At 74.5% G+C, this 18,732-nt stretch carries 23 protein-coding genes; 9 read left to right on the top strand and 14 right to left on the bottom strand.

Annotated features, from left to right (window positions below):
• Nucleotides 1-10: 10 nt before the first annotated feature.
• Nucleotides 11-754 (bottom strand): hypothetical protein, encoded by a 744-nt coding sequence (locus tag V1L54_RS26940; RefSeq protein WP_503676908.1) that lies wholly within the window; start codon nt 752-754, stop codon nt 11-13.
• Between the two features lie 252 nt (nt 755-1,006).
• Here V1L54_RS26940 and V1L54_RS26935 point away from each other — a divergent pair, with 252 nt between their 5' ends.
• Nucleotides 1,007-1,975 carry an LLM class flavin-dependent oxidoreductase gene (locus V1L54_RS26935; RefSeq protein ID WP_330120749.1) on the top strand — a complete coding sequence of 323 codons (969 nt, stop codon included), beginning with the start codon at nt 1,007-1,009 and terminating at the stop codon, nt 1,973-1,975.
• Nucleotides 1,976-1,980: 5 nt separating this feature from the next.
• Here the strand turns inward: V1L54_RS26935 and V1L54_RS26930 are convergent, their stop codons facing one another.
• The gene (locus tag V1L54_RS26930) at nt 1,981-3,153 is read right to left on the bottom strand and encodes a glycosyltransferase family 4 protein (protein ID WP_330120748.1); all 1,173 of its coding nucleotides are present in this window, start codon (nt 3,151-3,153) and stop codon (nt 1,981-1,983) included.
• Nucleotides 3,154-3,354: 201 nt separating this feature from the next.
• Here V1L54_RS26930 and V1L54_RS26925 point away from each other — a divergent pair, with 201 nt between their 5' ends.
• Nucleotides 3,355-3,714 carry a hypothetical protein gene (locus tag V1L54_RS26925; protein WP_330120747.1) on the top strand — a complete coding sequence of 120 codons (360 nt, stop codon included), beginning with the start codon at nt 3,355-3,357 and terminating at the stop codon, nt 3,712-3,714.
• Nucleotides 3,707-4,630, top strand: coding sequence for a histidinol-phosphatase (locus V1L54_RS26920; RefSeq protein ID WP_330120746.1), 924 nt, complete (start codon nt 3,707-3,709; stop codon nt 4,628-4,630). Before V1L54_RS26925 ends, V1L54_RS26920 begins: the two co-directional genes overlap by 8 nt.
• A gap of 4 nt (nt 4,631-4,634) precedes the next feature.
• Here V1L54_RS26920 and V1L54_RS26915 read toward each other — a convergent pair whose 3' ends face one another.
• Nucleotides 4,635-5,696: a hypothetical protein gene (locus tag V1L54_RS26915; RefSeq protein ID WP_330120745.1), complete on the bottom strand. Its 1,062-nt coding sequence runs from the start codon at nt 5,694-5,696 to the stop codon at nt 4,635-4,637.
• 329 nt (nt 5,697-6,025) lie between these two features.
• On the opposite strand from V1L54_RS26915, the gene V1L54_RS26910 reads away from it, so the two are divergent.
• Nucleotides 6,026-6,244 carry a hypothetical protein gene (locus V1L54_RS26910; RefSeq protein WP_330120744.1) on the top strand — a complete coding sequence of 73 codons (219 nt, stop codon included), beginning with the start codon at nt 6,026-6,028 and terminating at the stop codon, nt 6,242-6,244.
• A 19-nt stretch (nt 6,245-6,263) separates the two neighbouring features.
• Here the strand turns inward: V1L54_RS26910 and V1L54_RS26905 are convergent, their stop codons facing one another.
• The 9 genes from V1L54_RS26905 to V1L54_RS26865 form a co-directional block, all read right to left on the bottom strand.
• Nucleotides 6,264-7,139: a phosphotransferase enzyme family protein gene (locus V1L54_RS26905; RefSeq protein ID WP_330120757.1), complete on the bottom strand. Its 876-nt coding sequence runs from the start codon at nt 7,137-7,139 to the stop codon at nt 6,264-6,266.
• 274 nt (nt 7,140-7,413) lie between these two features.
• A complete protein-coding gene (locus V1L54_RS26900) occupies nt 7,414-8,004 on the bottom strand; it encodes a hypothetical protein (RefSeq protein ID WP_330120743.1) in 591 nt (196 codons plus the stop codon).
• Nucleotides 8,001-9,395 (bottom strand): hypothetical protein, encoded by a 1,395-nt coding sequence (locus V1L54_RS26895; RefSeq protein WP_330120742.1) that lies wholly within the window; start codon nt 9,393-9,395, stop codon nt 8,001-8,003. Before V1L54_RS26895 ends, V1L54_RS26900 begins: the two co-directional genes overlap by 4 nt.
• Nucleotides 9,392-10,201, bottom strand: a complete 810-nt coding sequence (locus V1L54_RS26890; protein WP_330120741.1) for an ABC transporter ATP-binding protein — start codon at nt 10,199-10,201, stop codon at nt 9,392-9,394. Before V1L54_RS26890 ends, V1L54_RS26895 begins: the two co-directional genes overlap by 4 nt.
• 20 nt (nt 10,202-10,221) lie before the next feature.
• Complete coding sequence (locus V1L54_RS26885; protein WP_330120740.1) at nt 10,222-11,040, bottom strand: zf-HC2 domain-containing protein; 819 nt, start codon at nt 11,038-11,040, stop codon at nt 10,222-10,224.
• Entirely contained in the window at nt 11,037-11,597 is a 561-nt protein-coding gene (locus V1L54_RS26880; RefSeq protein ID WP_330120739.1) for an RNA polymerase sigma factor, read from the bottom strand. Before V1L54_RS26880 ends, V1L54_RS26885 begins: the two co-directional genes overlap by 4 nt.
• A 99-nt stretch (nt 11,598-11,696) precedes the next feature.
• Nucleotides 11,697-12,461 (bottom strand): alpha/beta fold hydrolase, encoded by a 765-nt coding sequence (locus tag V1L54_RS26875; protein ID WP_330120738.1) that lies wholly within the window; start codon nt 12,459-12,461, stop codon nt 11,697-11,699.
• A 238-nt stretch (nt 12,462-12,699) separates the two neighbouring features.
• The gene (locus V1L54_RS26870) at nt 12,700-13,119 is read right to left on the bottom strand and encodes a CBS domain-containing protein (protein ID WP_330120737.1); all 420 of its coding nucleotides are present in this window, start codon (nt 13,117-13,119) and stop codon (nt 12,700-12,702) included.
• Nucleotides 13,120-13,338: 219 nt separating this feature from the next.
• Nucleotides 13,339-13,728, bottom strand: a complete 390-nt coding sequence (locus tag V1L54_RS26865; protein WP_330120736.1) for an ArsR/SmtB family transcription factor — start codon at nt 13,726-13,728, stop codon at nt 13,339-13,341.
• Nucleotides 13,729-13,823: 95 nt separating this feature from the next.
• Between V1L54_RS26865 and V1L54_RS26860 the strand changes: the two genes are divergently transcribed.
• Together V1L54_RS26860 and V1L54_RS26855 are read left to right on the top strand one after the other, a co-directional pair.
• Nucleotides 13,824-15,815 (top strand): heavy metal translocating P-type ATPase, encoded by a 1,992-nt coding sequence (locus V1L54_RS26860; RefSeq protein ID WP_330120735.1) that lies wholly within the window; start codon nt 13,824-13,826, stop codon nt 15,813-15,815.
• A complete protein-coding gene (locus tag V1L54_RS26855; protein WP_330120734.1) occupies nt 15,812-16,255 on the top strand; it encodes a (2Fe-2S) ferredoxin domain-containing protein in 444 nt (147 codons plus the stop codon). The genes V1L54_RS26860 and V1L54_RS26855 overlap by 4 nt, the downstream gene beginning before the upstream one ends.
• A 152-nt stretch (nt 16,256-16,407) precedes the next feature.
• Here the strand turns inward: V1L54_RS26855 and rpsN are convergent, their stop codons facing one another.
• Nucleotides 16,408-16,713 carry a 30S ribosomal protein S14 gene (gene rpsN / locus V1L54_RS26850; protein WP_330120733.1) on the bottom strand — a complete coding sequence of 102 codons (306 nt, stop codon included), beginning with the start codon at nt 16,711-16,713 and terminating at the stop codon, nt 16,408-16,410.
• Complete coding sequence (gene rpmB, locus V1L54_RS26845; protein ID WP_330120732.1) at nt 16,713-16,949, bottom strand: 50S ribosomal protein L28; 237 nt, start codon at nt 16,947-16,949, stop codon at nt 16,713-16,715. Before rpmB ends, rpsN begins: the two co-directional genes overlap by 1 nt.
• Before the next feature lie 69 nt (nt 16,950-17,018).
• On the opposite strand from rpmB, the gene rpmG reads away from it, so the two are divergent.
• The 3 genes from rpmG to V1L54_RS26830 are packed head-to-tail and all read left to right on the top strand — an operon-like array spanning nt 17,019 to nt 18,632.
• Entirely contained in the window at nt 17,019-17,183 is a 165-nt protein-coding gene (gene rpmG / locus V1L54_RS26840) for a 50S ribosomal protein L33 (RefSeq protein WP_330120731.1), read from the top strand.
• 43 nt (nt 17,184-17,226) lie between these two features.
• On the top strand, nt 17,227-17,481 hold the full coding sequence (locus V1L54_RS26835) for a type B 50S ribosomal protein L31 (protein WP_330120730.1): 255 nt from the start codon (nt 17,227-17,229) through the stop codon (nt 17,479-17,481).
• Nucleotides 17,481-18,632 (top strand): CobW family GTP-binding protein, encoded by a 1,152-nt coding sequence (locus V1L54_RS26830; RefSeq protein ID WP_330120729.1) that lies wholly within the window; start codon nt 17,481-17,483, stop codon nt 18,630-18,632. Before V1L54_RS26835 ends, V1L54_RS26830 begins: the two co-directional genes overlap by 1 nt.
• Nucleotides 18,633-18,732 lie beyond the last annotated feature (100 nt).

Genomic DNA, 18,732 nt, shown 5'->3' with positions numbered 1-18,732 from the left:
GGACTCCGCCCTACTCCAGGGCCGCCCCGGCGGCACGCCGTTCCTCCCGGCGGGCGGCGTCGTACGCGCGGAAACGGCGGCGCAGCGCGGGCCCCGTACCCTCCCAGCCGGGGTAGTCCGCGTAGTCGAGGGAACAGCGCGCGAAGCGGAAACCGGGGTCGCCCACGTCGATCCTGCCGCCGTTCTCCTCGAGGTGGTCGAGGAACCGCTGCGACTCCCCGACGATCGACCGGTGCAGCAGGCGCCACTCGCCCGACGAGTAGGCCGCCACCCGCCTGGTCAGGCGGGGCCGTGCGGAGGCGGTCCACTTGAAGTGGTGAACCTGGGCGTAGATCTCCTCGGCGGGAACGCCCCTGCCCGTCCAGGCGCAGTGCTGGCCCAGATCGAGTTCGACGGTGCCCCGGGCGAGGGTCACCTTGGTCGGCCTGCCGTCCAGCAGCCCGAGGGTGAGCCGGCCGGCCAGCGGATACTGGCGCCACAGCGGCTCCTCGCCGTACGGCAGCGGCCCGGCGAGCCGGCCGTCGGCGCTGACCCGGTCGAGAAAGGCGCCTTCCGCGAAGTCGAATCCGTGCTCATCGCAGTAGGCGGCGACCTCGGCGAGCGATCTGTCGTAGACATGGAATTCGTCGAGGTCGGCGACGACCCACCAGTCGTCCGGCCAGGCGCTCATCTGTTTCCGGATGAGCGCGGCGTTGAGGTCCTCGTGCCACGGGGCCACGCAGACATCGGCGAAGTCGTACCCGGCCTCCCGCATCACTTCCACGGAAGGACCCAGCGTCGGGTCCGCACGGCTTTCGACGTGGCGTATCACATGGAAGCTTTCGACTCCCAACTCCCGGTAATGACTCAAGGAATAGGGCAGCAAAGACACGTCGCCGCCCACCACGGAAACGAAGCGTAAAGTCACACCCATTACTTTCCGGGCGGCCCGGTCGTCCTGTCAAGGTGGTGCCGCACGCCGCGACGGCCCGGGCGGTGAGGAGGACATATGAGCTCGAGGACCCGAATGGGATGGTTTCTGGCGCACGAGGAGTGGCAGCCGGAGGCGCTGACGCAGCAGGGCGTACTCGCCGAATCGGCCGGCTTCGACGCACTCCTGGTGTCCGACCATCTCCAGCCGTGGACGGACGTCGGCGGAGCGGCCGGATTCAGCTGGGTGACCCTGGGCGCGCTGGCCGCGTCCACGCGGACGGCGACGCTGATGACGGCGGCCGTGTGCCCGCTGTTCCGGATGCATCCGGTGCTCACGGCGCAGGCGGCGGCGACCGTCGGGCGGATCTGCGGCGGCCGGTTCGAGCTGGGCGTCGGTATGGGACAGGCCGTCAACGAGCAGCCGCTGAGGGGGCCCCTGCCCCCGTACCGCGAGCGGCTCGCGCGGACCGAGGAGGCCCTGCGGCTGATGGATTCGCTGCTGGCGGGCGACGAGGCGAGCTCCGGCGGACCGTACTACCCCGTGTCGCCGATGAGGCTGCACAGTCCGCCCCCCGGGCCGGTCCCCGTTCTGCTGGCCGCGTCGGGGCCGAGGTCGGCCGAGGCCGCCGGGCGGCTGGCGGACGGCGTGATCTCGTCGGTGAAGGACGTCGGCCATACCCGGCGGACCGTGGTCGACGTGGCGCGGAAGGCCGCGGCGGCGGCCGGCCGCCGGCCGCCGCGGACCGTCCTCACCTGCTTCCTCGTCTTCGCCCGCAGCGACGCGGAGGCGTGGGAGGCCCTGCGGCCCTGGCGCGGTATGCGCACTCCGCGCCGACTCCGGGAGGGCAGCCCGCGCCGGCTGCGCGAGGACGCCGACGCGATGGGCCGCGAGGCCGTCCTCCAGCGGTTCCCCCGCTACGACGACGTCTCCCGGGTGGTGGAGCTGTGCCGGGGCATCATCGACGGGATCGCCCCCGACGTACTGGCCCTGCAGGTGGCGGCCGTCGACGGCGCCGAAGCGCTGAGGCGGCTGAGCGAGGTGCCCGCCCGGCTGCGGGGCTGAGGCACCTACCGGTCGAGGGCGGCGAGCAGAGCCTCCTCCGTCCGTTCGGCCATCCGCTGGAGCGTGAAGTGCGTCAGCACCTGCTCGCGGGCCAACTCGCCCGTGCGGCGGCGCAGCGACTCGTCGGAGAGCAGCTCGACGAGGGCGTCGGCGAGGTGGGCGGGATCCGGGGACGGCACGAGGAAGGCCGACCGCCGGTCCCGTACCAGTTCGCCGATGCCCGGGAAGTCGCAGGTGAGCAGCGGCCGTCCGGAACTCATGGCCTCGAGCATGGCCAGGCTCAGCCCTTCCCCGGTGCTGGGCTGGGCGACGACGTCGGCCAGGGCCAGCACGTCCGGCATCCGGTGGTACGTCACGTCGCTGTCGATGCGCACCACCTCACCGAGCCCGAGCCGGTCGATCTCCTCCCGCAGCTTCCCCGGATAGTCGCCCGAGGAGGAACTGACGGCGCCCGCGATCAGCAGCCGGGTGCGGGACAGCCGGGCGTGCACCGGCGAGAAGGCCCGGACGAGCTCCAGGATCCCCTTGCGCGGCTTGAGCTGCGCGGCGCAGACGACGACGAGGTCGTCCGGGCCGTAACCGTAGTGCCGGCGGACCCGGCCCGTGTCCCGGTCCGGGCGGAATCTGTCCGTGTCCACCCCGTGCGGTATCAGCCGGGTGACAGCGGCCGATCCGTGCCGGCGGGCGCGGTCGGCGTAGTTCTCCGCGCAGGCCAGCACGAGCGAGGGGCGCAGGATCTCGTGGACGACCCGCAGCCGGGCGCTGCCCAGGGGCTGCGCCTCCGGCTCGTGCTCGTGGAAGGTCGCCACCCAGGGTATGTCCCGGTCCACCGCGATCCACTTGCCGACCAGGGCGGCGTCGAGCGTGTTGGTGAAGACCAGATCCGGCCGTAACTCCTCGGCGCAGGCGGCCAGTTCCGGCGCCAGCGAGAAGGCCATCTGCTCCCACAGCACCTTGCTGGGGTCCGCGAGCAGTTCCCGGTACGCGGTGAGCCGGCGGACCGTCACCCCGCGCGGGTCCCCCTCGACGGCCCGCCCGGCCGGGTCCTCCCGCGGCGCGTCGGTCACCAGCGTGACGTCGTGCCCGCGACCGGCGAGCCCCTCCGAGATCACGTGCGCATAGGTCTCCGCGCCCCCGATGGTGGGGTGGAAGCTGGAAGCGATCATCAACAGTCTCATGTCACTCCGTTACCGCCGGCATCGTCCCGCACCGATCCATGCCCCTTTCCCCCTGGCCCTACGCCGAGTCACCGGGTCCATCGCGATCAGCCGGTTCGCATGTTCGGATCACCGCGTCCGGGCGCACGTGGTACTGATGTACGGGCCGCCGAGCGGCGTGTTCCGCCATGCCCTTCCCGTACGAAGGCGAGGTCACCACCGATGATCAGCGACGCGTTTCCCGCCGGAGGCCCGGCCGGCGCAACCCTCACCGAGTGCCAGGAGCTGACCGGGGCGTTCCGCCGGCGCGCGAACATGCCGGTCACCGCGGACGTCGCCCTGCTCGACGCGTGCGCCGAGCTGGGGGAGTTGACCGGCGCGTATCTGAAGAACTGCGGTTACGCGCCCTCGGCCGCCGACGCCCCGCCCTCGGACCGGGTGCGGTCGGAGTTCGGCGACGTCCTGTTCGCGCTGCTCGGCTTCGCGGACGCGGCCGGGCTGGACGCGGGCGCCGAGTTCGCCGCGACGCTCGACCGGTACGAGGCGCGGTTCGCGGGGAGGACGGCCGAGCGGCATGGGTGACTACCACGTCCATCTCCATCCGCACACGCCCCGCCCGGACAGTCCGCCGCCGGGCGTGTATCCGAAGGGGCACGTCGACGCGTATGTGGACCGGGCCCTGTCGCGCGGCGCGACCGAGGTGGGCTTCACCGAGCACATGCACCGCTTCGTGGACCTGGAGCACGTCGCCGCCGGGTTCTGGAACACCGGCGAGTCGGCCGATCTCTCCGAACGGTCCCGCCGCTACTACTACGACGAGCTGAACCTCCGGCTGGACCGCTACACCGAGGCCGTCCTGGGCGCCCGGGACCGGGGGCTTCCGGTGCTGCTCGGGCTGGAGGTCGACTTCCTGCCGGGCCGGATGGAGAAGATCCTCGACATCCTTGCCTCGTACCCGTTCGACTATCTCATCGGGTCCGTGCACTGGATCGGCTCCTGGGCCGTGGACCACGACGGGATGACGGACGAGTTCGAGCGCCGCGGGGTGCGGCGTTCGTACGAGGACTACTTCCGGCTGGTCGCGGACCTCGCCGAGTCCGGCATCGTCCAGGTGCTGGCCCACCCCGATGTGGTGAAGAAGTTCGGTCACCGCTGCGAGGAGGAGCCCGTCGACCTGTACCGCCGCGTGGTCGACGCCGCGCGGCGCGGGGGCGTGGCGTTCGAGGTGTCCAGCGCGGGTCTGCGGTACGAGGCGATGGAGCCGTATCCGGCGCCGACCCTGTTGCGGATGTGCCACGAGGAAGGCGTGCCGATCACCCTGGCCAGCGACGCCCACTACCCGGACCAGGCGGCGGACCGGTTCCGCACTCTCGTCCGCTACGCCCGGGCCGCCGGATACCGCAGCCGGCTGAGGTTCGGCACCGGGGGCGGGCAGGAGCTCGTGCCCCTGCCCGACCCGGACGACGACGGCGACTGGCCGCCGCCGGACGGTGCGTGAGCCGTCAGGCGGCCAGTCCCACGCGGACGGCGCCGCGCACCACCGGCGTCAGGACCGCGGCGGCCGTGGCGAACAGGGAGCGCGGTACGCGGTTGCGCAGCGCGCCCAGCGCCATGGTGCCCAGCGCACGGCGCCCCACCCGGGTGTCCATGCCTTCCGCCGCCTCGGACGCCCCGGCAGCGGCGGCACAGACGCCGAGTCCGTATGCCGCGAGCCACAGCTCCGACAGCAGATGTTCACCGATCAGCCGCCGAGCGCGCTCCGCGCGGGGCTCCCGGCTCAGGACGTCGCCGGCAAGCCGGAGGACGTGGTCCGCGTCGAAGCCGAGATCCGCGAGCGCCGCCAGGGCCGGCACCTTGCGCCAGCCCTCGTCCGCCGTCGGGTCGCGGAACCGGAAGTAGGCGCCGGGCTCGCCCCACCAGGCCAGTACGGGAACCGCGTCGATCCCCGTGACCGACCGCCGCAGGTCGACCCCGGACAGGGAGGTGGCGCCCGCGGTCCAGCAGGTGGCACAGCGCATGCCGTGACGGCTGTTGCCGGTCAGGCTGGCTGCGTCCCGGTGCTCGACCGCGTTGGGCACGGCGACCTGCGGGGTCAGGCCGGCCGAACGGAGGTAGCGGCGCAGCGTGACGTCGTCGGGCTCGTCCCCGCCCAGCGCCTCCTCGAACCAGGCGCTGACGTCCTTCGCGAGGGCCACCGGCATCACGACGGCCTGCGTCGGCACGTAGTCGTCGACAACCTCGGCCCAGCCCGCCCCGCAGAGCGCCGCGACGCGCGCCACGGAGGCGGTCCAGGACCCCCACTCGACGAAGAGGGAGGACACACCGTCCGGGCGGTGCTCGATCAACTCGCCCACGACGTCGAGGAAGTTGCCGGTCAACCGGACGTCGTCCTGCAGCACCAGATGATGGGTCGCCCAGGGCGCCGCCACGGCCCACGCCCTGCGGGCGGACCGCAGTGAGCCGCGCTCGCCCTGCGGACCGCTGTCGCAGACGACACGGATGTCGAGGTGCGGGTGAACGTCCCGCAGCCGTTCGGCCATGCCCAGCCGCAGCTCGTGGGTCATGACCGCGATGGATAACCGCCAGTTCCGCTCGGGCAACTGTCCAGCCTTTCGAGAGTGAACGACACCGGACGACCTCCTGATTATCGTGGCTCGGACCGTACCGGTGAAGGCGTGGCCGTGTACGCCGAGCCGGCCCGGCCTCCTCGGCCCGGAAGGAGGACTGTTCAACGCTGCCTTGGTCCCGGGTCTGGCACAGCTCCTGCCGCAGCCCCGACGACGACCGGCTCAACCGGGTCACCGACCGCCGGCGCGCCGTCCGCGCCCGCGTCCTCACCGAGGCCCTCGGTGTGGACGCGAGCATGGTGCGGGCCCGGCTCTGAGGCAGCGCCGTGGACGAGACGCCGAGCAGACCCGGCGAACCGGCCGACCGGTCCGGGAGGTGGCCGGCCCGGTTCGCCGCCGCGGCCGAACAGTACACCGCGGCTGTGGTCGCGGACCCCTTCGGCCGGGTCGCGTGGCTCGATGTGTACGGGCAGTCGGCCGGGCTGCGCGAGCCGGGCCGGCAACGGGCCTGGGCCACCGCCACGAGCACACCACCGGCCTGCTGACGGACGTGTTCCTCGCCGCCTACCGGACCGCCCCGCGACTGCGTGACCGCGCTGAGATGTCGTCCTCCCGATCGAGTGCCGCCCGGATCCGGCCAAGCCACTGTGTGCCCAGCCGGCGCCCGTCAGGGAGCTGGTCCTCCCGGTCCCAGCGCCAAGCCGTGACCACCGCCAGCACGAGGATCCGGCACTGGCGCAGCATGTCCTGGTCGGCCCCCGGGTAGTGCTCGCCGACTTCTTCGGGCGCGTGGGCGAGGTCGAACTCGACGGGCCCGCGGCAGCACGTCTCGAGGTCGACGAACAGCGGCCCGTTCTCCGTGCCGAGCACGTTGCCCGGGTGCGGCTCGCCGTGCAGCAACTGCTCGGCGCCGCCGCGCCCGTCGATCACCCGTCCCAGGCCTCGCAGCGTGTCGCCGAGCAGTTCCCGGTCCGCGTCGGCGAGTGCCGGAGTGCGGTCGCGGTCCGCCACGAGCCGCCGGGCCTGCCCGACCCGGTCCGTGAAGCGCGGCACCGGGACATCGACCTCGCGCATGCCGGCGTGCAGCCGCCCGAGCGCGTCGGCGTAGTCGGCCGGCGGGACCTCCCGGGGTGCCACGGGTCCGTAGTAGGTCCACAGCGTGACCACGAAGCCGTCCCGCTCATGGACGCGTGGCTCCACCCGGGGCTCGAGAGCGGCCACCGGGCACCCGGCTCCGGCGAGCCGCCGAGCGAGTTCGACCTCCAGCCGCGCGACCTGATCCGCCACAGGCGCCACCCGGGCCACGACATCACAGGGCAGCAGACGCAGCGTGAGCTTGTTCGAGTCCTGCAGAACGACCGTGTCGTCGGCTGCCAGGCCGAGCGACGCGGCGGTCGCCATGGCCGCGGCCACCGCACGCGGGACCTCGGATGCCTGCATCGTCGCCCGGCCCCTCTCTTCGGGCACCGCCGTGACTCCCCAAGTGGTGAGCCCGCGCACCCTACCAAGTTGTCGACGGGGAGAAGCCGCGGTCGGCCCGGCCTGCGTCACCCCGGCGGTGTGCCGGCGCCGGGGCGCCTCGCGGCGGGTGCGCCGGCCGCCGGCGCGGAACGCGAACGGCCGCAGAGAGGCGACGGAGAGGGAGCAGCGGCTCCGGTCACGCCCGGGCTCGCCAGTGCCACGGGCAGCGGCCTTCCGCTCGCCGCGGGGACGGTCAGCGGCCGGTTCCCGGGCCGTTCGGTCCCGCCGCCGCGTAGAGCAGGGTGCCGGTCACCGTCAGGGCCAGCGCGGTCCAGGTGGCCGCCGCCGTGCCGGGCGGTACGAGCAGCCAGCCGCTCACCTGCCCCGGAACGCCGGACGGGGGCGGGGCGAGGAGGGTGAACGCGAGCCAGCCGACCGGCAGGATCCACGCGTACGCCGCCCCGAACGCCGCCGCCCCGAGCGCGGCCAGACCCGCCAGGCCCGCGCTGTCCCGGACGACGAACGCGGCCGGGGCGAGTTCCGCCCCCAGCGCGTGCATGGCCAGCAGCACCGCGCCGACGAACGCGCCGATCGCCAGGACGTGTGCCGCCCGGCGGGGCGCCCACCGGATCGCGGCCGTCCGGTCCAGGGCGGTGTCCTGCCCGCCGAGCCCCGCGGCGGCGGCCGCCACCCCCGCGGCGAGGACCAGGGCCGGGACACGCGGGTCCGCCGGCTCCGCCCCGCCGCCCCCGGTGAGGGCCCACGCCGCCGACGCGGTGAGCACGACGGCGGCGACCGACGCCGGCACCTGCCGGGAGCGCGCGTACAGCATCAGCCATCTCATCGGGACGCGTCTCCCTTCAGGATGTCGAGCTGGTCGTACGAGCAGGACAGGGCGGCGGCGCGCATCCGGGCGATCCGTGCGCGCTGCTCGGCCGGCGGCAGCGCCGTCAGCCGCTGCCAGGCGACTTCGGCCTCCTTCCAGGCCTTGCGCGAGTACTCGTCGGCCTCGGGCTTCTCCAGCGGCTTCATCTCGGACTCGCCGAGGGCCCAGCTCGCGGCGATGCTCTGCACGACGACCTCGTGCTGTGTTCCGCTCTCCCGCTCGCTGCGCGGGTAGCAGTGGGGTGCCAGGCCCTGGGAGACCAGGACGCGGGTGAGCCGTTCACCCTCCGCACGGGCGATCAGCGGGTCGTCGAAACTGACGAGCACCGTGTCGCCGGAGAGTTCGCGTTTCTCGCCGATCGCGCGCAGCGCGGTCTCCTCCCGCACCGCGTCCGGCGCCCGGTCGCCGAGGGCGTCGTGCAGGACGCGCAGCGCCTCCTTGCCGCGCGGCGCGAGTTCGGACAGCCGCGACCGGTGGATCTGTGCCACGCACACCGGGCCGTCGCAGGCCGGGGCGGCGGCGGCCCGGTCGACGACGTAGGTGTCGCGCGCGTGGGCCGGGAGGACGAGCAGCGCGAGGGCCGCCCCGGCCAGCACGGGAACCGTCGCGAGCAGGCGTGCCCGGGGGGTGGCGGCGACCAGCAGCGCGAAGCCGGTGGCGAGCAGGCCGAGCAGCCAGATCGTCTGGCCGAGGTGCACGGTGCCGGAGAGGGTCAGCAGCACCTGCCGGGCCTCCGGGGTCGCCGGCGACAGCAGGGAGAGCCGGTTCGGGGCGAGTCCCGACGGCAGCCGGTCGTCCGTGTGCCGCACCAGCAGGACGGTCGCCGCCAGACCGGCCACCACCAGGGCCGGCGGGGTGAGGGCCGAGGGCAGCGCCCGTGCGACGCCCATGCCGAACAGGGCGCCCGCGACCAGGGCCAGCGCCCCCACCAGGGAGATCGGCAGCCAGCCGAGGTGCGTGTAGGCGGTGGGCCCCAGGGCCACCTGGACTCCGCCCCAGAGGACGAGGAGACCGAAACCCGATGCCAGCGTGATCGCCGTGGCGCCCGCGGGCAGCGCCGCGCGGCTCCAGGCCGGCCGCGGCGTGGTCGTCAGCAGCTCGGTCATCCGCGAGCGGGAGTCGCGCAGCCCCTGCAGCGCCCCGATCCCCACCGCGACCGGCCACAGGTAGAACAGCAGAGTACGAGTCAGCAGCGCCATCGACGTCCACTGCGACGTCCACCGGACGGTGCCGCGCCACCACATCCCGTCGATCAGGTAGAGGAACGCCAGAGCGCCTCCCGCGATGACGACGCCGGCCCACGGGGCGGCGGAGCGCCTGAGTTCGGTACCCAGTACACGACCGTTCACCAGGTGCCCCTCTCCTGGCCGGAGCCGTTGAGCAGCGCCGAGTAGCCGCGCTCCAGCGGACTGTCGCCCGGGTCCTCGGGGCCGCCCGCCGCGGCCAGGTCCCGCGGGGTGCCCTGGAAGACGAGCCGGCCCTCGGCGAAGACCACCACGTCGGAACAGGCGGCCGCGACGTCCTCGACCAGGTGGGTGGAGACCACCACGCAGGTGTCCCGCCCCAGTTCCTGCAGCAGTTCGCGGAACCGCATCCGCTGGGCCGGGTCCAGGCCGACCGTCGGCTCGTCAAGCAGCAGCACCGCCGGGTCGTTGACGATGGCCTGGGCGATTCCGGCCCGCCGGACCATGCCTCCGGACAGGGCCTTCATCCGCTCGTCGGCGCGGTCCGCCAGGCCCACCCGCTCCACGGCCCGCTGGACGGCCGCGGGGATGTCCGCCTTCGGCACCTCCTTCAACCAGGCCATGTACTCGACGAACTCGCGCACCGTGAAGCGCTTGTAGTAGCCGAACTCCTGCGGCAGGTAACCGATCCGGCGGCGCACGGACCTGAGGTCGCCCGCCCCGTCCACGGAGGTGCCGAACAGCTCCAGCTCGCCCGCGGCGGGGCGCAGCACGGTGGCCAGCGCCCGGATCAGCGTGGTCTTTCCCGCCCCGTTGGGTCCCAGGAGGCCGTGGGTGCCGGTGCCCAGCGAGAGGCTGAGCCCGTCGACGGCCGTCTTCTTCCGTCCGGCCCGCACCGTGAGGCCGGTGGCCCGGATCTCCCAGGCGTAGGTCTTCGGCGCGATGTCGGCCGCGCTCGGCGCAGACGTCATGCGGTGGTCCTTTCCAGTGGTCAACGAGAGCTCCCCAGCACCGAGTACGCGCTCCTGCGGACGGTCACCACGGCGGCGCCGAGCACGAGGAGCAGTCCCCAGGCGGGCAGCCGGTCCGGCTGCAGGGCGAACGGAGTGCGGCCGGCGGCCAGGGCCGGCGCCAGGATCACGGCCGCCCACCCGCCCCCCAGCGCGAGGACGGCGCGGCCGACGCCGATGACGCCGCCCAGCGCCAGGGCCGCCGTGGTGAGGGCCAGGGCGGGCAGCAGCCACTGCGCGACCATCACCCCAGTCAGCCATCCGCTCACCAGCAGCGCGGGAACGAGCACGGCGAGCACGGACGCGGTGCGGCACAGCAGCAGGTACAGCCCCGCCCGCGGGGCGGAGGCCGTCAGTTCGTGCGCCGGGTCCAGGCCGCGCGACCAGGCCCCGGCGACACCGAGCAGCGGCAGTACGGGAGCCAGCAGCAGCACCGGCGACACCTCGCCGGTGTCCGGGGCGGCGAGATCCAGCAGCAGCGCGATCAGGGTCAGGCCGACGGTCATGGCCAGCCACGGGGCCATCGCCGGTGTCATCCAGAGCGACAGCCGCGTCCGGCGCCGCCGCCGCGACGGTACCGGCGCCATGGTGTCCAGCCGGGCCGCCAGGCCGGACCGCACGGTGTCGAGGAGGGAGGTGACCGCGGGCGCCTCGGCGGCCACCGCCTCGGCCAGCCGGCCGCGGCAGGTCCCGCAGGTCTCCAGGTGGGCCTCCAGGGCCCAGACCTCGTCGGCGGCGATGCCGGTGTCACCGCGTACGTAGCCGTGGACGAGTCGCGCCGAGGCGTGTTCCGGGTTCATGTCAGTGCCTTTCGCATCGCGATCCGGGCCCGGCGGGCGCGGGTCTTGACCGTGCCCTCGGGCAGCCCGAGCAGGACGGCGGTCTCCCGGACGGAGAGCCCGTCGAGGACCGTGGCCTGCAGCACCTGCCGCAGTTCCGGTGCCAGCCGCCGCAGGGCGTCACCCACGTCGCCGCCGACCGCCCCGGCCAGCGCCACCTCCTCGGCGGCGGGCACCACCGCGCGCTCGGCGGCGGCGGTCGGCGGCTCGGCGTGGTGGGCGCGGCGCCGGAACGCGTCGACGAGGCGGCGTGCCGCGATCGTCCAGAGCCACCCGACGGCCGTGCCGCCCACCGCGCTCCCGGCGAACGCGCCCGCCGCGCGCCACACCGCCAGATACGTCTCCTGCATGACCTCGGCGACGATCTGCTCGTCCGCGCAGCGGCGGCGCAGCCGCACCGCCAGCCACGGCGACGTGCGCCGGTACAGCTCGTCGAACGCGCCGCGGTCACCCTTCGCCACCAGCCGGAGGAGGCGTTCCTCGTCCAGCTCGTGCGGTGCTCTCCTGCGTGATCTCACACCCGCCAGACGTCCGGCCCGGCGCACGGGTTCTCGGTTCTCCGTGACACGCGTCACAGCCGGGCGCCCGGGTGTCGGCGGTCCCCGGCCCGCGCGCCCTCAGCCGGTGCGGTCGGCCCGGCGGGCCGCCTGCGCGACCAGCGCGGCAGTCGGTCCGCCGCGCCGGAACGGGAAGTTGTGCGCGCCCGGCACGGTGGTGGACCACGCGTGGGGCGCGGCTGCCGCGAGCCGGTGCACCCATTCCCGCGGCGCGAGCGCGTCATGCTCACCCCGGACCAGCAGCACCGGGCAGCGGACCCCGGTGATGGTCCGTTCGGGTTGGTCGCGCCGGGCGGAGCGGATCAGCCGGGTCAGCTCGCGACGGCCGCCGCGCAGGTAGTACGGCACGGTCACCGGGAGCAGCCCGAGCGGCTCGTGCCGGGCGACGCGGACGGAGCCGCGCAACAGACCGGGGAGCCGCCGCTGTTCCGGCGGGAACGTCGGCCCCATCAGCACCAGGGCCCGTACTCGGCCGGGCTCCCGGGCGGCGACCCGAAGGGCGGCCTGGGCTCCGGTGGAGTGGCCGACGAGGACGACCGGCGCGTCACCGACCACCGCGTCCAGCCACCCCGACACCGTGTCGGCGATCGCGGGTATCTCGGCGGCACAGGGGCGCGGCGGCCGGTGCCCGAAGCCGGGCACGTCAAGTAGGAAGGAGCGTGCCCAGCCGGCGCATCCGGCCAGTGTGTCCAGCAGGTAGCCCAGCGCCCCGAGCCCCGGCACCAGGACCACGGCCGGGCCCCGGGCACGTTCCGGTCCCGCCTCCAGGCTCCGCACCCCGCCGTCCCATCGCAGGCGGTACGGCTGTCGTCGGCCATCCGGCACCGAGGCGCTCCCTTCCCCGTCCCCTCCGGAAGGGCTACCGCCCGCGGCCGGGCCCAAACCCGGCCGGGTCCGCCGCGCGGTGCCGGGTGACGGGGCCGGACGGGGGCGCGGCGGGAGCAGGTGCCGCGCTTGCGGGACCGGTGGCGGCCGCCGCGCGGCCCGGCGCGGAACCCGCCGTCCGGTCCCGGGACCTGTCGTCCCCGGCCCCCGTGCCGGTGGCTCCGCCCGGTGGCCGTGGTCAGCGGTTCGGCTCGGCGGCGCTGATGTCGCCCAGTGCGGAGCCGCGGTCCTGCTCCACGGCGAGGTCGCCGAGGCTGACCACTCCCACCAGGACGTCGCCGTCCAGCACCGGCAGCCGGCGCAGCGCGTGCTCCCGCATCAGCCGGACCGCCTCGGAGACGTCGTCGTGGGGGGAGCAGGTGACCAGGTCGGTGCTGCCCACGTCCTGCGCCGCGGTGGCCTCGACGTCGCGGGCGTCCGCCACGGCCCGCACGACCAGGTCACGGTCGGTGACCAGACCGCGCAGGTGGTCGTCCTCGGCGATCAGCACCTCGCCGATGTCCTCCTCCCGCATCAGCCGGGCGACCTCCACGATCGGGGTCTGCGGTGTGACGGTGGTGGGGTCGGCCGTCATGATCTCGTTGATCTGCTGGGCCATCGTTTCCTCCGGGCGATTCGCGGAACGGCCCGGCGGCTCGCACCGCCGGCGGGCCAGAGGTACCCGGCGGACGTTCCGGCCATGTCCGGGCCACTCCTTTCCCGGTCCGTTCGGGTGGCCGCGTCCGCGCCGCCGGGTGAGGCGGGGTCCGGCCGCACCCGGCGGCGCGGACAGCGGTGCGCTCCTCCCCCGCACCCGGCCGGGCGGCGGCGCGGCCGTTCAGGAGGCGGCGGTCGGCGCGGCCGCCCCGGCGGGAGGGTCGGCGAGGCCGAGCCGCAGGTGTTCTACGTGGTAGAGGGCCTGGTCGAGGAGTTCGGCGACGTGGTCGTCGTGCAGGGCGTAGACGACGGAGCGCCCCTGGCGGGTGCCGGTGACCAGGCCGAGGGTGCGCAGGACGCGCAGCTGGTGGGAGCAGGCGGACTGCTCCATGCCGACGGCGGCGGCCAGTTCGGTGGCGGGGCAGGGGCCTTCGCGCAACCGGGCCAGGATCAGCAGCCGGGAGGGGGTGGCCAGGGCCTGGAGGGTCTCGGCGACCTTCGGCGCGTTCCGCGCGGTCAGCCGGGCGCGCGGAACCGCGCTGTTCTCGGGGGGTTTCGCGCCATGGCCCATGGGGTCATCCTACGGAACCTTTCACATGAAAGACTGTTCAAGTGTTCCTGTATGGTGAGGGGCCGGAATCCCGCTCCACCGGAGGCCCTCCGCCGATGACCACCACACCGACCACGTCGGCCGCCCCGGCCGCCCCGGAACCGCCCGGAGAGCGCGCCGCCGGTGCCGCGCCGCGCCGGCGCACCCGGATCCTGGCCCTGTCCGAGGCCCGCTGGGCACTCGCGGCCCTGGCGCTGTTCCTGACCGCCCTCCCGCCGTACCTGCTGGGAGCCCCCGCCTGGCTGTGGGGCCCGCTGTTCGCCGCCGTCTACGTCACCGGCGGCTGGGAACCGGGCCTGGAGGGGCTGCGGGCGCTGCGGGACAGGACCCTGGACGTGGATCTGCTCATGGTGGCCGCCGCGCTCGGTGCCGCCGCCATCGGCCAGGTCCTCGACGGGGCGCTGCTGATCGTCATCTTCGCCACCTCCGGCGCCCTGGAGGCGGTGGCGACCGCCCGCACCGCGGACTCCGTGCGCGGTCTGCTCGACCTCGCCCCGGCCACCGCCACCCGGCTGCTGCCCGGCGGGGCGGAGGAGGACGTCCCGGCCGGGGAACTGGCGGTCGGGGACACCGTCCTGGTCCGGCCCGGCGAGCGGATCGGGGCGGACGGCCGGGTCGTGGCCGGGGAGAGCGAGGTGGACCAGGCCACCATCACCGGCGAGCCGCTGCCGGTGGGCAGGCGGGCCGGGGACGAGGTGTTCGCCGGCACGATGAACGGCACGGGAGCGCTCACGGTGCGGGTGGAGCGGGATCCGTCGCAGACGGTGATCGCCCGGATCGTGCGGATGGTCGAGGCGGCCTCCGAGACCAAGGCCCCCACCCAGCTGTTCATCGAGAAGGTGGAGCAGCGGTACTCCATCGGCATGGTGATCGCGACGCTGGCGGTCTTCGGCGTCCCGCTCCTCCTCGGCGAGGAGCTGCGGCCGGCGCTGCTGCGCGCGATGACCTTCATGATCGTGGCCTCCCCGTGCGCGGTGGTGCTGTCCACGATGCCGCCGCTGCTGTCCGCCATCGCGAACGCGGGCCGCCACGGTGTGCTGGTCAAGTCCGCGGTCGTCATGGAACGTCTGGGCCGGGTCGACACGGTCGCGTTCGACAAGACCGGCACCCTCACCGAGGGCACCCCGCGCGTCACCGAACTGCGTCCGCTGCCCGGCAGCGGTCTGGCGGAGGACGGGCTGCTGGCCCTGGCGGCCGCGGCCGAACGCCCCAGCGAGCATCCGCTGGCCCGTGCCGTCACCGGCGCGGCCCGCGAACGGGGCCTTCCCCTCCCCGGGGCGACCGGTTTCACCGCCGCCCCCGGCCAGGGGGTGAGCGCCGTCGTCGGCGGCCGTACCGTCCGGGTCGGCTCCCCCGCCCGGATCCTGCCACCCGGCACCGGCCCGGTCCACGCCACCGTGCGGGAGCTGGAGGAGGCCGGACGGACCGCGGTCGTGGTGCTCCGCGACGGGAACCCGGTCGGCGTGCTGGGGATCGCCGACCGGCCGCGGCCGGACGCCACGGCCGCCGTCGCGGTGCTGACCGGGTCGACCGGACGGCCGCCGGTACTGCTGACCGGCGACAACGAGCGCGCCGCGAAACGGCTGGCCGCGCAGGTCGGCATCACCGACGTCCGCGCCGGGCTCCTCCCGCAGGACAAAGCCGCCGCCGTCCAGGCGTGGGAGCGGCAGGGCAGGAAGGTGCTGGTCGTCGGGGACGGCGTCAACGACGCCCCAGCGCTGGCCGCCGCGCACTGCGGCGTCGCGATGGGCGAGGCCGGTTCCGATCTCGCCCTGGAGACGGCCGACGCCATCGTGGTCCGCGACGAACTCGCCGCCGTGCCCGCCGTGGTGGAACTGTCCCGGGCCGCCCGCCGGCTGGTGATCCAGAACCTCGTCATCGCCGGCACGTTCATCGCCGTCCTCGTGGCCTGGGACCTGATCGGTACCCTTCCCCTGCCGCTCGGGGTCGCCGGGCACGAGGGGTCCACCGTCGTCGTCGGCCTCAACGGTCTGCGCCTGCTGCGCGAGACCGCCTGGAAGAACGCCTCCGCGGAAGGACTTCGATGAGCAGGCGCAACCGCCGCACCGCCACCGCTCCGCCGACGGGAACGGGAACGGGGGCGGGAGCGGGAGCGGCACGGTGCACCGTCACCGTCTGCCGCGGCTGCTGCTGCGGCAGCGCCAAGGTTCCCGGCCTCGACCACGGCGCCCAACTGCGCGATCTGCGCCGGGCCCTGGACGGCATCGCAACGGTGCGGGTCACCGACTGCCTGGACGCCTGCGAGCAGGCCAACGTCATCGTCGTCCAGCCCTCTCCCGCCGGACGCGCGGCAGGCGGACGGCCGGTCTGGCTCGGCCTGGTCAACGGCCCCGGCACCGCCGACGACATCACCGACATCACAGCCTGGGTCGAGCGGGGCGGCCCCGGCCTCGCCGATCCGCCCGGCATCCTCGACCTCCACGCCTTCACACCCTCCCGCCGGATACGGGGACGGCTGACGGACTGAGACGGCGCGGCAGCCGACCCGCACGTCCCCGCGCCGGGGCAGGACCGCGGCCCACCCGCCCGGCTTCCGGACGGTCCGGGGCCTGCCGGAGGATTTCCGTCGGCCGGTCCTTCGCGGCGGGGCGGCCGGCCGCCCCGCCGCGAGGAGGCGCGTCACCAGGAGGACTTGGTGACCCCGGGCAGGAAGCCGGCGTGCGCCTGCTCGCGCATCCGCACCCGGGACAGCCCGAACTTGCGCAGATGGCCGCGCGGCCGGCCGTCCACGGCGTCGCGGTTGCGCACCCGGGTCGCGCTCGCGTCGCGCGGTTGGCGCCGCAGCTCGGCCAGGGCGGCGGCGCGCTCGTCCTCGGTGGAGGACGGGCGGCGGACGATCTCCTTCAGTTCCGCGCGCCGGGCCGCGTACCGCTCGACGGTCGCCCGGCGCTTCTCGTTCTTCGCGGTCCTGCTCTTCTTCGCCATCAGACCTTCCCTCCCCGCGCCCGGATGCGGGCCACGGCGGCCTCGATCCCGATGACGTCGACGGTCTTGATGCCCTTCGTGCTCAGGGTGAGCCGGACATGGCGGCCCTCACTCGGCAGCCAGTACCGCCTGCGCTGGATGTTGGGGTCGAAGCGGCGGGAGGTGCGCCGGTGGGAGTGGGAGATCTTCTTGCCGAAGCCCGGCGTGGCGCCGGTCAGCTGACAGTGGGCGGACAAGGCGGGTCCTCTCTCGCGGGGAACGGCTCCCTTTTTGATAATGGAAACCATTGTCATATACTAGTGGGCATGGCACGCAACGAACTGCGCCCGGTCATCAAGCTCCGCTCCACCGCGGGGACCGGCTACACCTACGTCACCCGCAAGAACCGCCGCAACGACCCCGACCGCATGGTGCTGCGCAAGTACGACCCCGTCACACGGCGACATGTCGACTTCCGCGAAGAACGCTGACCCCCGGCACCCGCCCCGACCGCACGACCGGAGGAACACCACCGTGAAACCCGGAATCCACCCCCCGTACGGCCCCGTCGTCTTCCGCGACAAGAGCGCCGGCTTCGCCTTCCTCACCCGCTCCACCATGAGCAGCGACAAGACGATCGAGTGGGAGGACGGAAACGCCTACCCCGTGATCGACGTCGAGGTCTCCTCGGCGAGCCACCCCTTCTACACCGGCACCCAGCGGGTCCTGGACACCGCCGGACGCGTCGAGCGCTTCGAGCGCCGCTACGGAACGCGCGGGGCACACTGATGGCGGCCGGCCGCGCGCTCCCCGTGGTGATCGTCGCCGGGCTGCACTCCGACGCCCGCCGGCAGACCGTGGCCGGGCTGCTGCGCGCCCTGCCGGACAGTGTCGCGCTCCACCACGACCTGTCCGGCGCCGCCGACGGCACGGTACGGCGCACCGTGCGCGACGCCTCCGGCGAGCTGGGCTCCGCCTCCGTGCCGCTGGTCCACGACTGCGCGTGCTGCGCGCTGCGCGAGGACCTCGTCCCCGAGCTGGAGCGGCTGGCCGACGGCGGTGCGGCCCGGGCGGCGGTGGTCGAACTGTGGGACTCCGTCGAGCCGAGGGGCATGGCCGAGGTGATCGCCGCGCACGGCGGCGACACGCTGCGGATCACCGCCGTGCTGACCGCCGTCGATCCCGCGCTCGTCCTGCCCTGTCTGGCCAACGGGGACGACCTGGCCGACGCCGGTCTCGCCGCTGCCGCCACCGACCGGCGCACCGTCGCCGACACCTGGGCGCGGCAACTGGAGTACGCCCCCGTGCTCGCCCTCGCCGACAGCCCGGAGGCCGACGAGGCCGATCACGCGCTCCTCGCCCAGCTCCACCCCGCCGCACGGCGGACGGCCGTCGGCTCGGCGGAACTGGCCCGGGCCGCCCTCGCCGGTTTCGACGTGGCGATGGCCGCCGCCGCGCAGCACCCCGCCTGCGCCCGGCTGCCGCACGAGGCGGACGAGGCCGGGGTGGGCACTCTCGTCTGGCGCCGCCACCGCCCCTTCCACCCCGAGCGGCTCCACGCGGCCCTGGAGGACCTCGCCTGCGGCGCCGTCCGCAGCCGCGGCCGTTTCTGGCTCGCCGACCACCCCGACACGCTGCTGTCCTGGGACGCCGCCGGCGGCGCGCTGTGCGTCGAAAGCGCAGGCCCCTGGCTGGCCGCGCTGCCGGACGCCGCCTGGGAGATGGTGGACCCCCTCCGCAGGGCGGCCGCCGCCCTGGACTGGCATCCCGAGCACGGCGACCGCTGCCAGCACCTGGTCTTCACCTCGCCCGGCCTGGACCGCGAGGACCTGGTAAGCCTGCTCGACTCCTGCCTGCTGACCGACGCCGAGTACGCCGCCGGGCGCGAGGCGTGGCGGCGCCTCCCGGCCGCCTTCGACCCGCTGCTGGACCTCGCCTGAGCCGCCGGGCCGGGCCGTCGTCCGGTCCGGCCGTTCTTCAGGTGCCGGGCAGCCGGTGCCCGGCGGGCGGGGACGGCCCGTCGGCTTCCCGGTGTCCGCC

Origin of the sequence: Streptomyces rubellus, from assembly GCF_036323805.1 — a bacterium.
In the GTDB taxonomy this organism is placed as follows: domain Bacteria; phylum Actinomycetota; class Actinomycetes; order Streptomycetales; family Streptomycetaceae; genus Streptomyces.
Note: the sequence above shows the minus strand (reverse complement) of the source record. Positions and strands in the feature narration are given on the sequence as shown.

Excerpts from the sequence above, each read along its gene's own strand:
- V1L54_RS26855 (WP_330120734.1), top strand. The coding sequence starts at position 15,812 with ATGAGCAGGCGCAACCGCCGCACCGCCACCGCTCCGCCGACGGGAACG.
- V1L54_RS26865 (WP_330120736.1), bottom strand. The coding sequence starts at position 13,728 with ATGGGCCATGGCGCGAAACCCCCCGAGAACAGCGCGGTTCCGCGCGCC.
- V1L54_RS26830 (WP_330120729.1), top strand. The coding sequence starts at position 17,481 with ATGGCGGCCGGCCGCGCGCTCCCCGTGGTGATCGTCGCCGGGCTGCAC.
- rpmG (WP_330120731.1), top strand. The coding sequence starts at position 17,019 with ATGGCACGCAACGAACTGCGCCCGGTCATCAAGCTCCGCTCCACCGCG.
- V1L54_RS26890 (WP_330120741.1), bottom strand. The coding sequence starts at position 10,201 with ATGACGTCTGCGCCGAGCGCGGCCGACATCGCGCCGAAGACCTACGCC.
- V1L54_RS26885 (WP_330120740.1), bottom strand. The coding sequence starts at position 11,040 with ATGAACCCGGAACACGCCTCGGCGCGACTCGTCCACGGCTACGTACGC.
- V1L54_RS26930 (WP_330120748.1), bottom strand. The coding sequence starts at position 3,153 with ATGAGACTGTTGATGATCGCTTCCAGCTTCCACCCCACCATCGGGGGC.
- V1L54_RS26920 (WP_330120746.1), top strand. The coding sequence starts at position 3,707 with ATGGGTGACTACCACGTCCATCTCCATCCGCACACGCCCCGCCCGGAC.
- V1L54_RS26860 (WP_330120735.1), top strand. The coding sequence starts at position 13,824 with ATGACCACCACACCGACCACGTCGGCCGCCCCGGCCGCCCCGGAACCG.
- V1L54_RS26925 (WP_330120747.1), top strand. The coding sequence starts at position 3,355 with ATGATCAGCGACGCGTTTCCCGCCGGAGGCCCGGCCGGCGCAACCCTC.
- V1L54_RS26900 (WP_330120743.1), bottom strand. The coding sequence starts at position 8,004 with ATGAGATGGCTGATGCTGTACGCGCGCTCCCGGCAGGTGCCGGCGTCG.
- V1L54_RS26935 (WP_330120749.1), top strand. The coding sequence starts at position 1,007 with ATGGGATGGTTTCTGGCGCACGAGGAGTGGCAGCCGGAGGCGCTGACG.
- V1L54_RS26870 (WP_330120737.1), bottom strand. The coding sequence starts at position 13,119 with ATGGCCCAGCAGATCAACGAGATCATGACGGCCGACCCCACCACCGTC.
- rpsN (WP_330120733.1), bottom strand. The coding sequence starts at position 16,713 with ATGGCGAAGAAGAGCAGGACCGCGAAGAACGAGAAGCGCCGGGCGACC.
- V1L54_RS26915 (WP_330120745.1), bottom strand. The coding sequence starts at position 5,696 with ATGACCCACGAGCTGCGGCTGGGCATGGCCGAACGGCTGCGGGACGTT.
- V1L54_RS26905 (WP_330120757.1), bottom strand. The coding sequence starts at position 7,139 with ATGCAGGCATCCGAGGTCCCGCGTGCGGTGGCCGCGGCCATGGCGACC.
- V1L54_RS26940 (WP_503676908.1), bottom strand. The coding sequence starts at position 754 with ATGCGGGAGGCCGGGTACGACTTCGCCGATGTCTGCGTGGCCCCGTGG.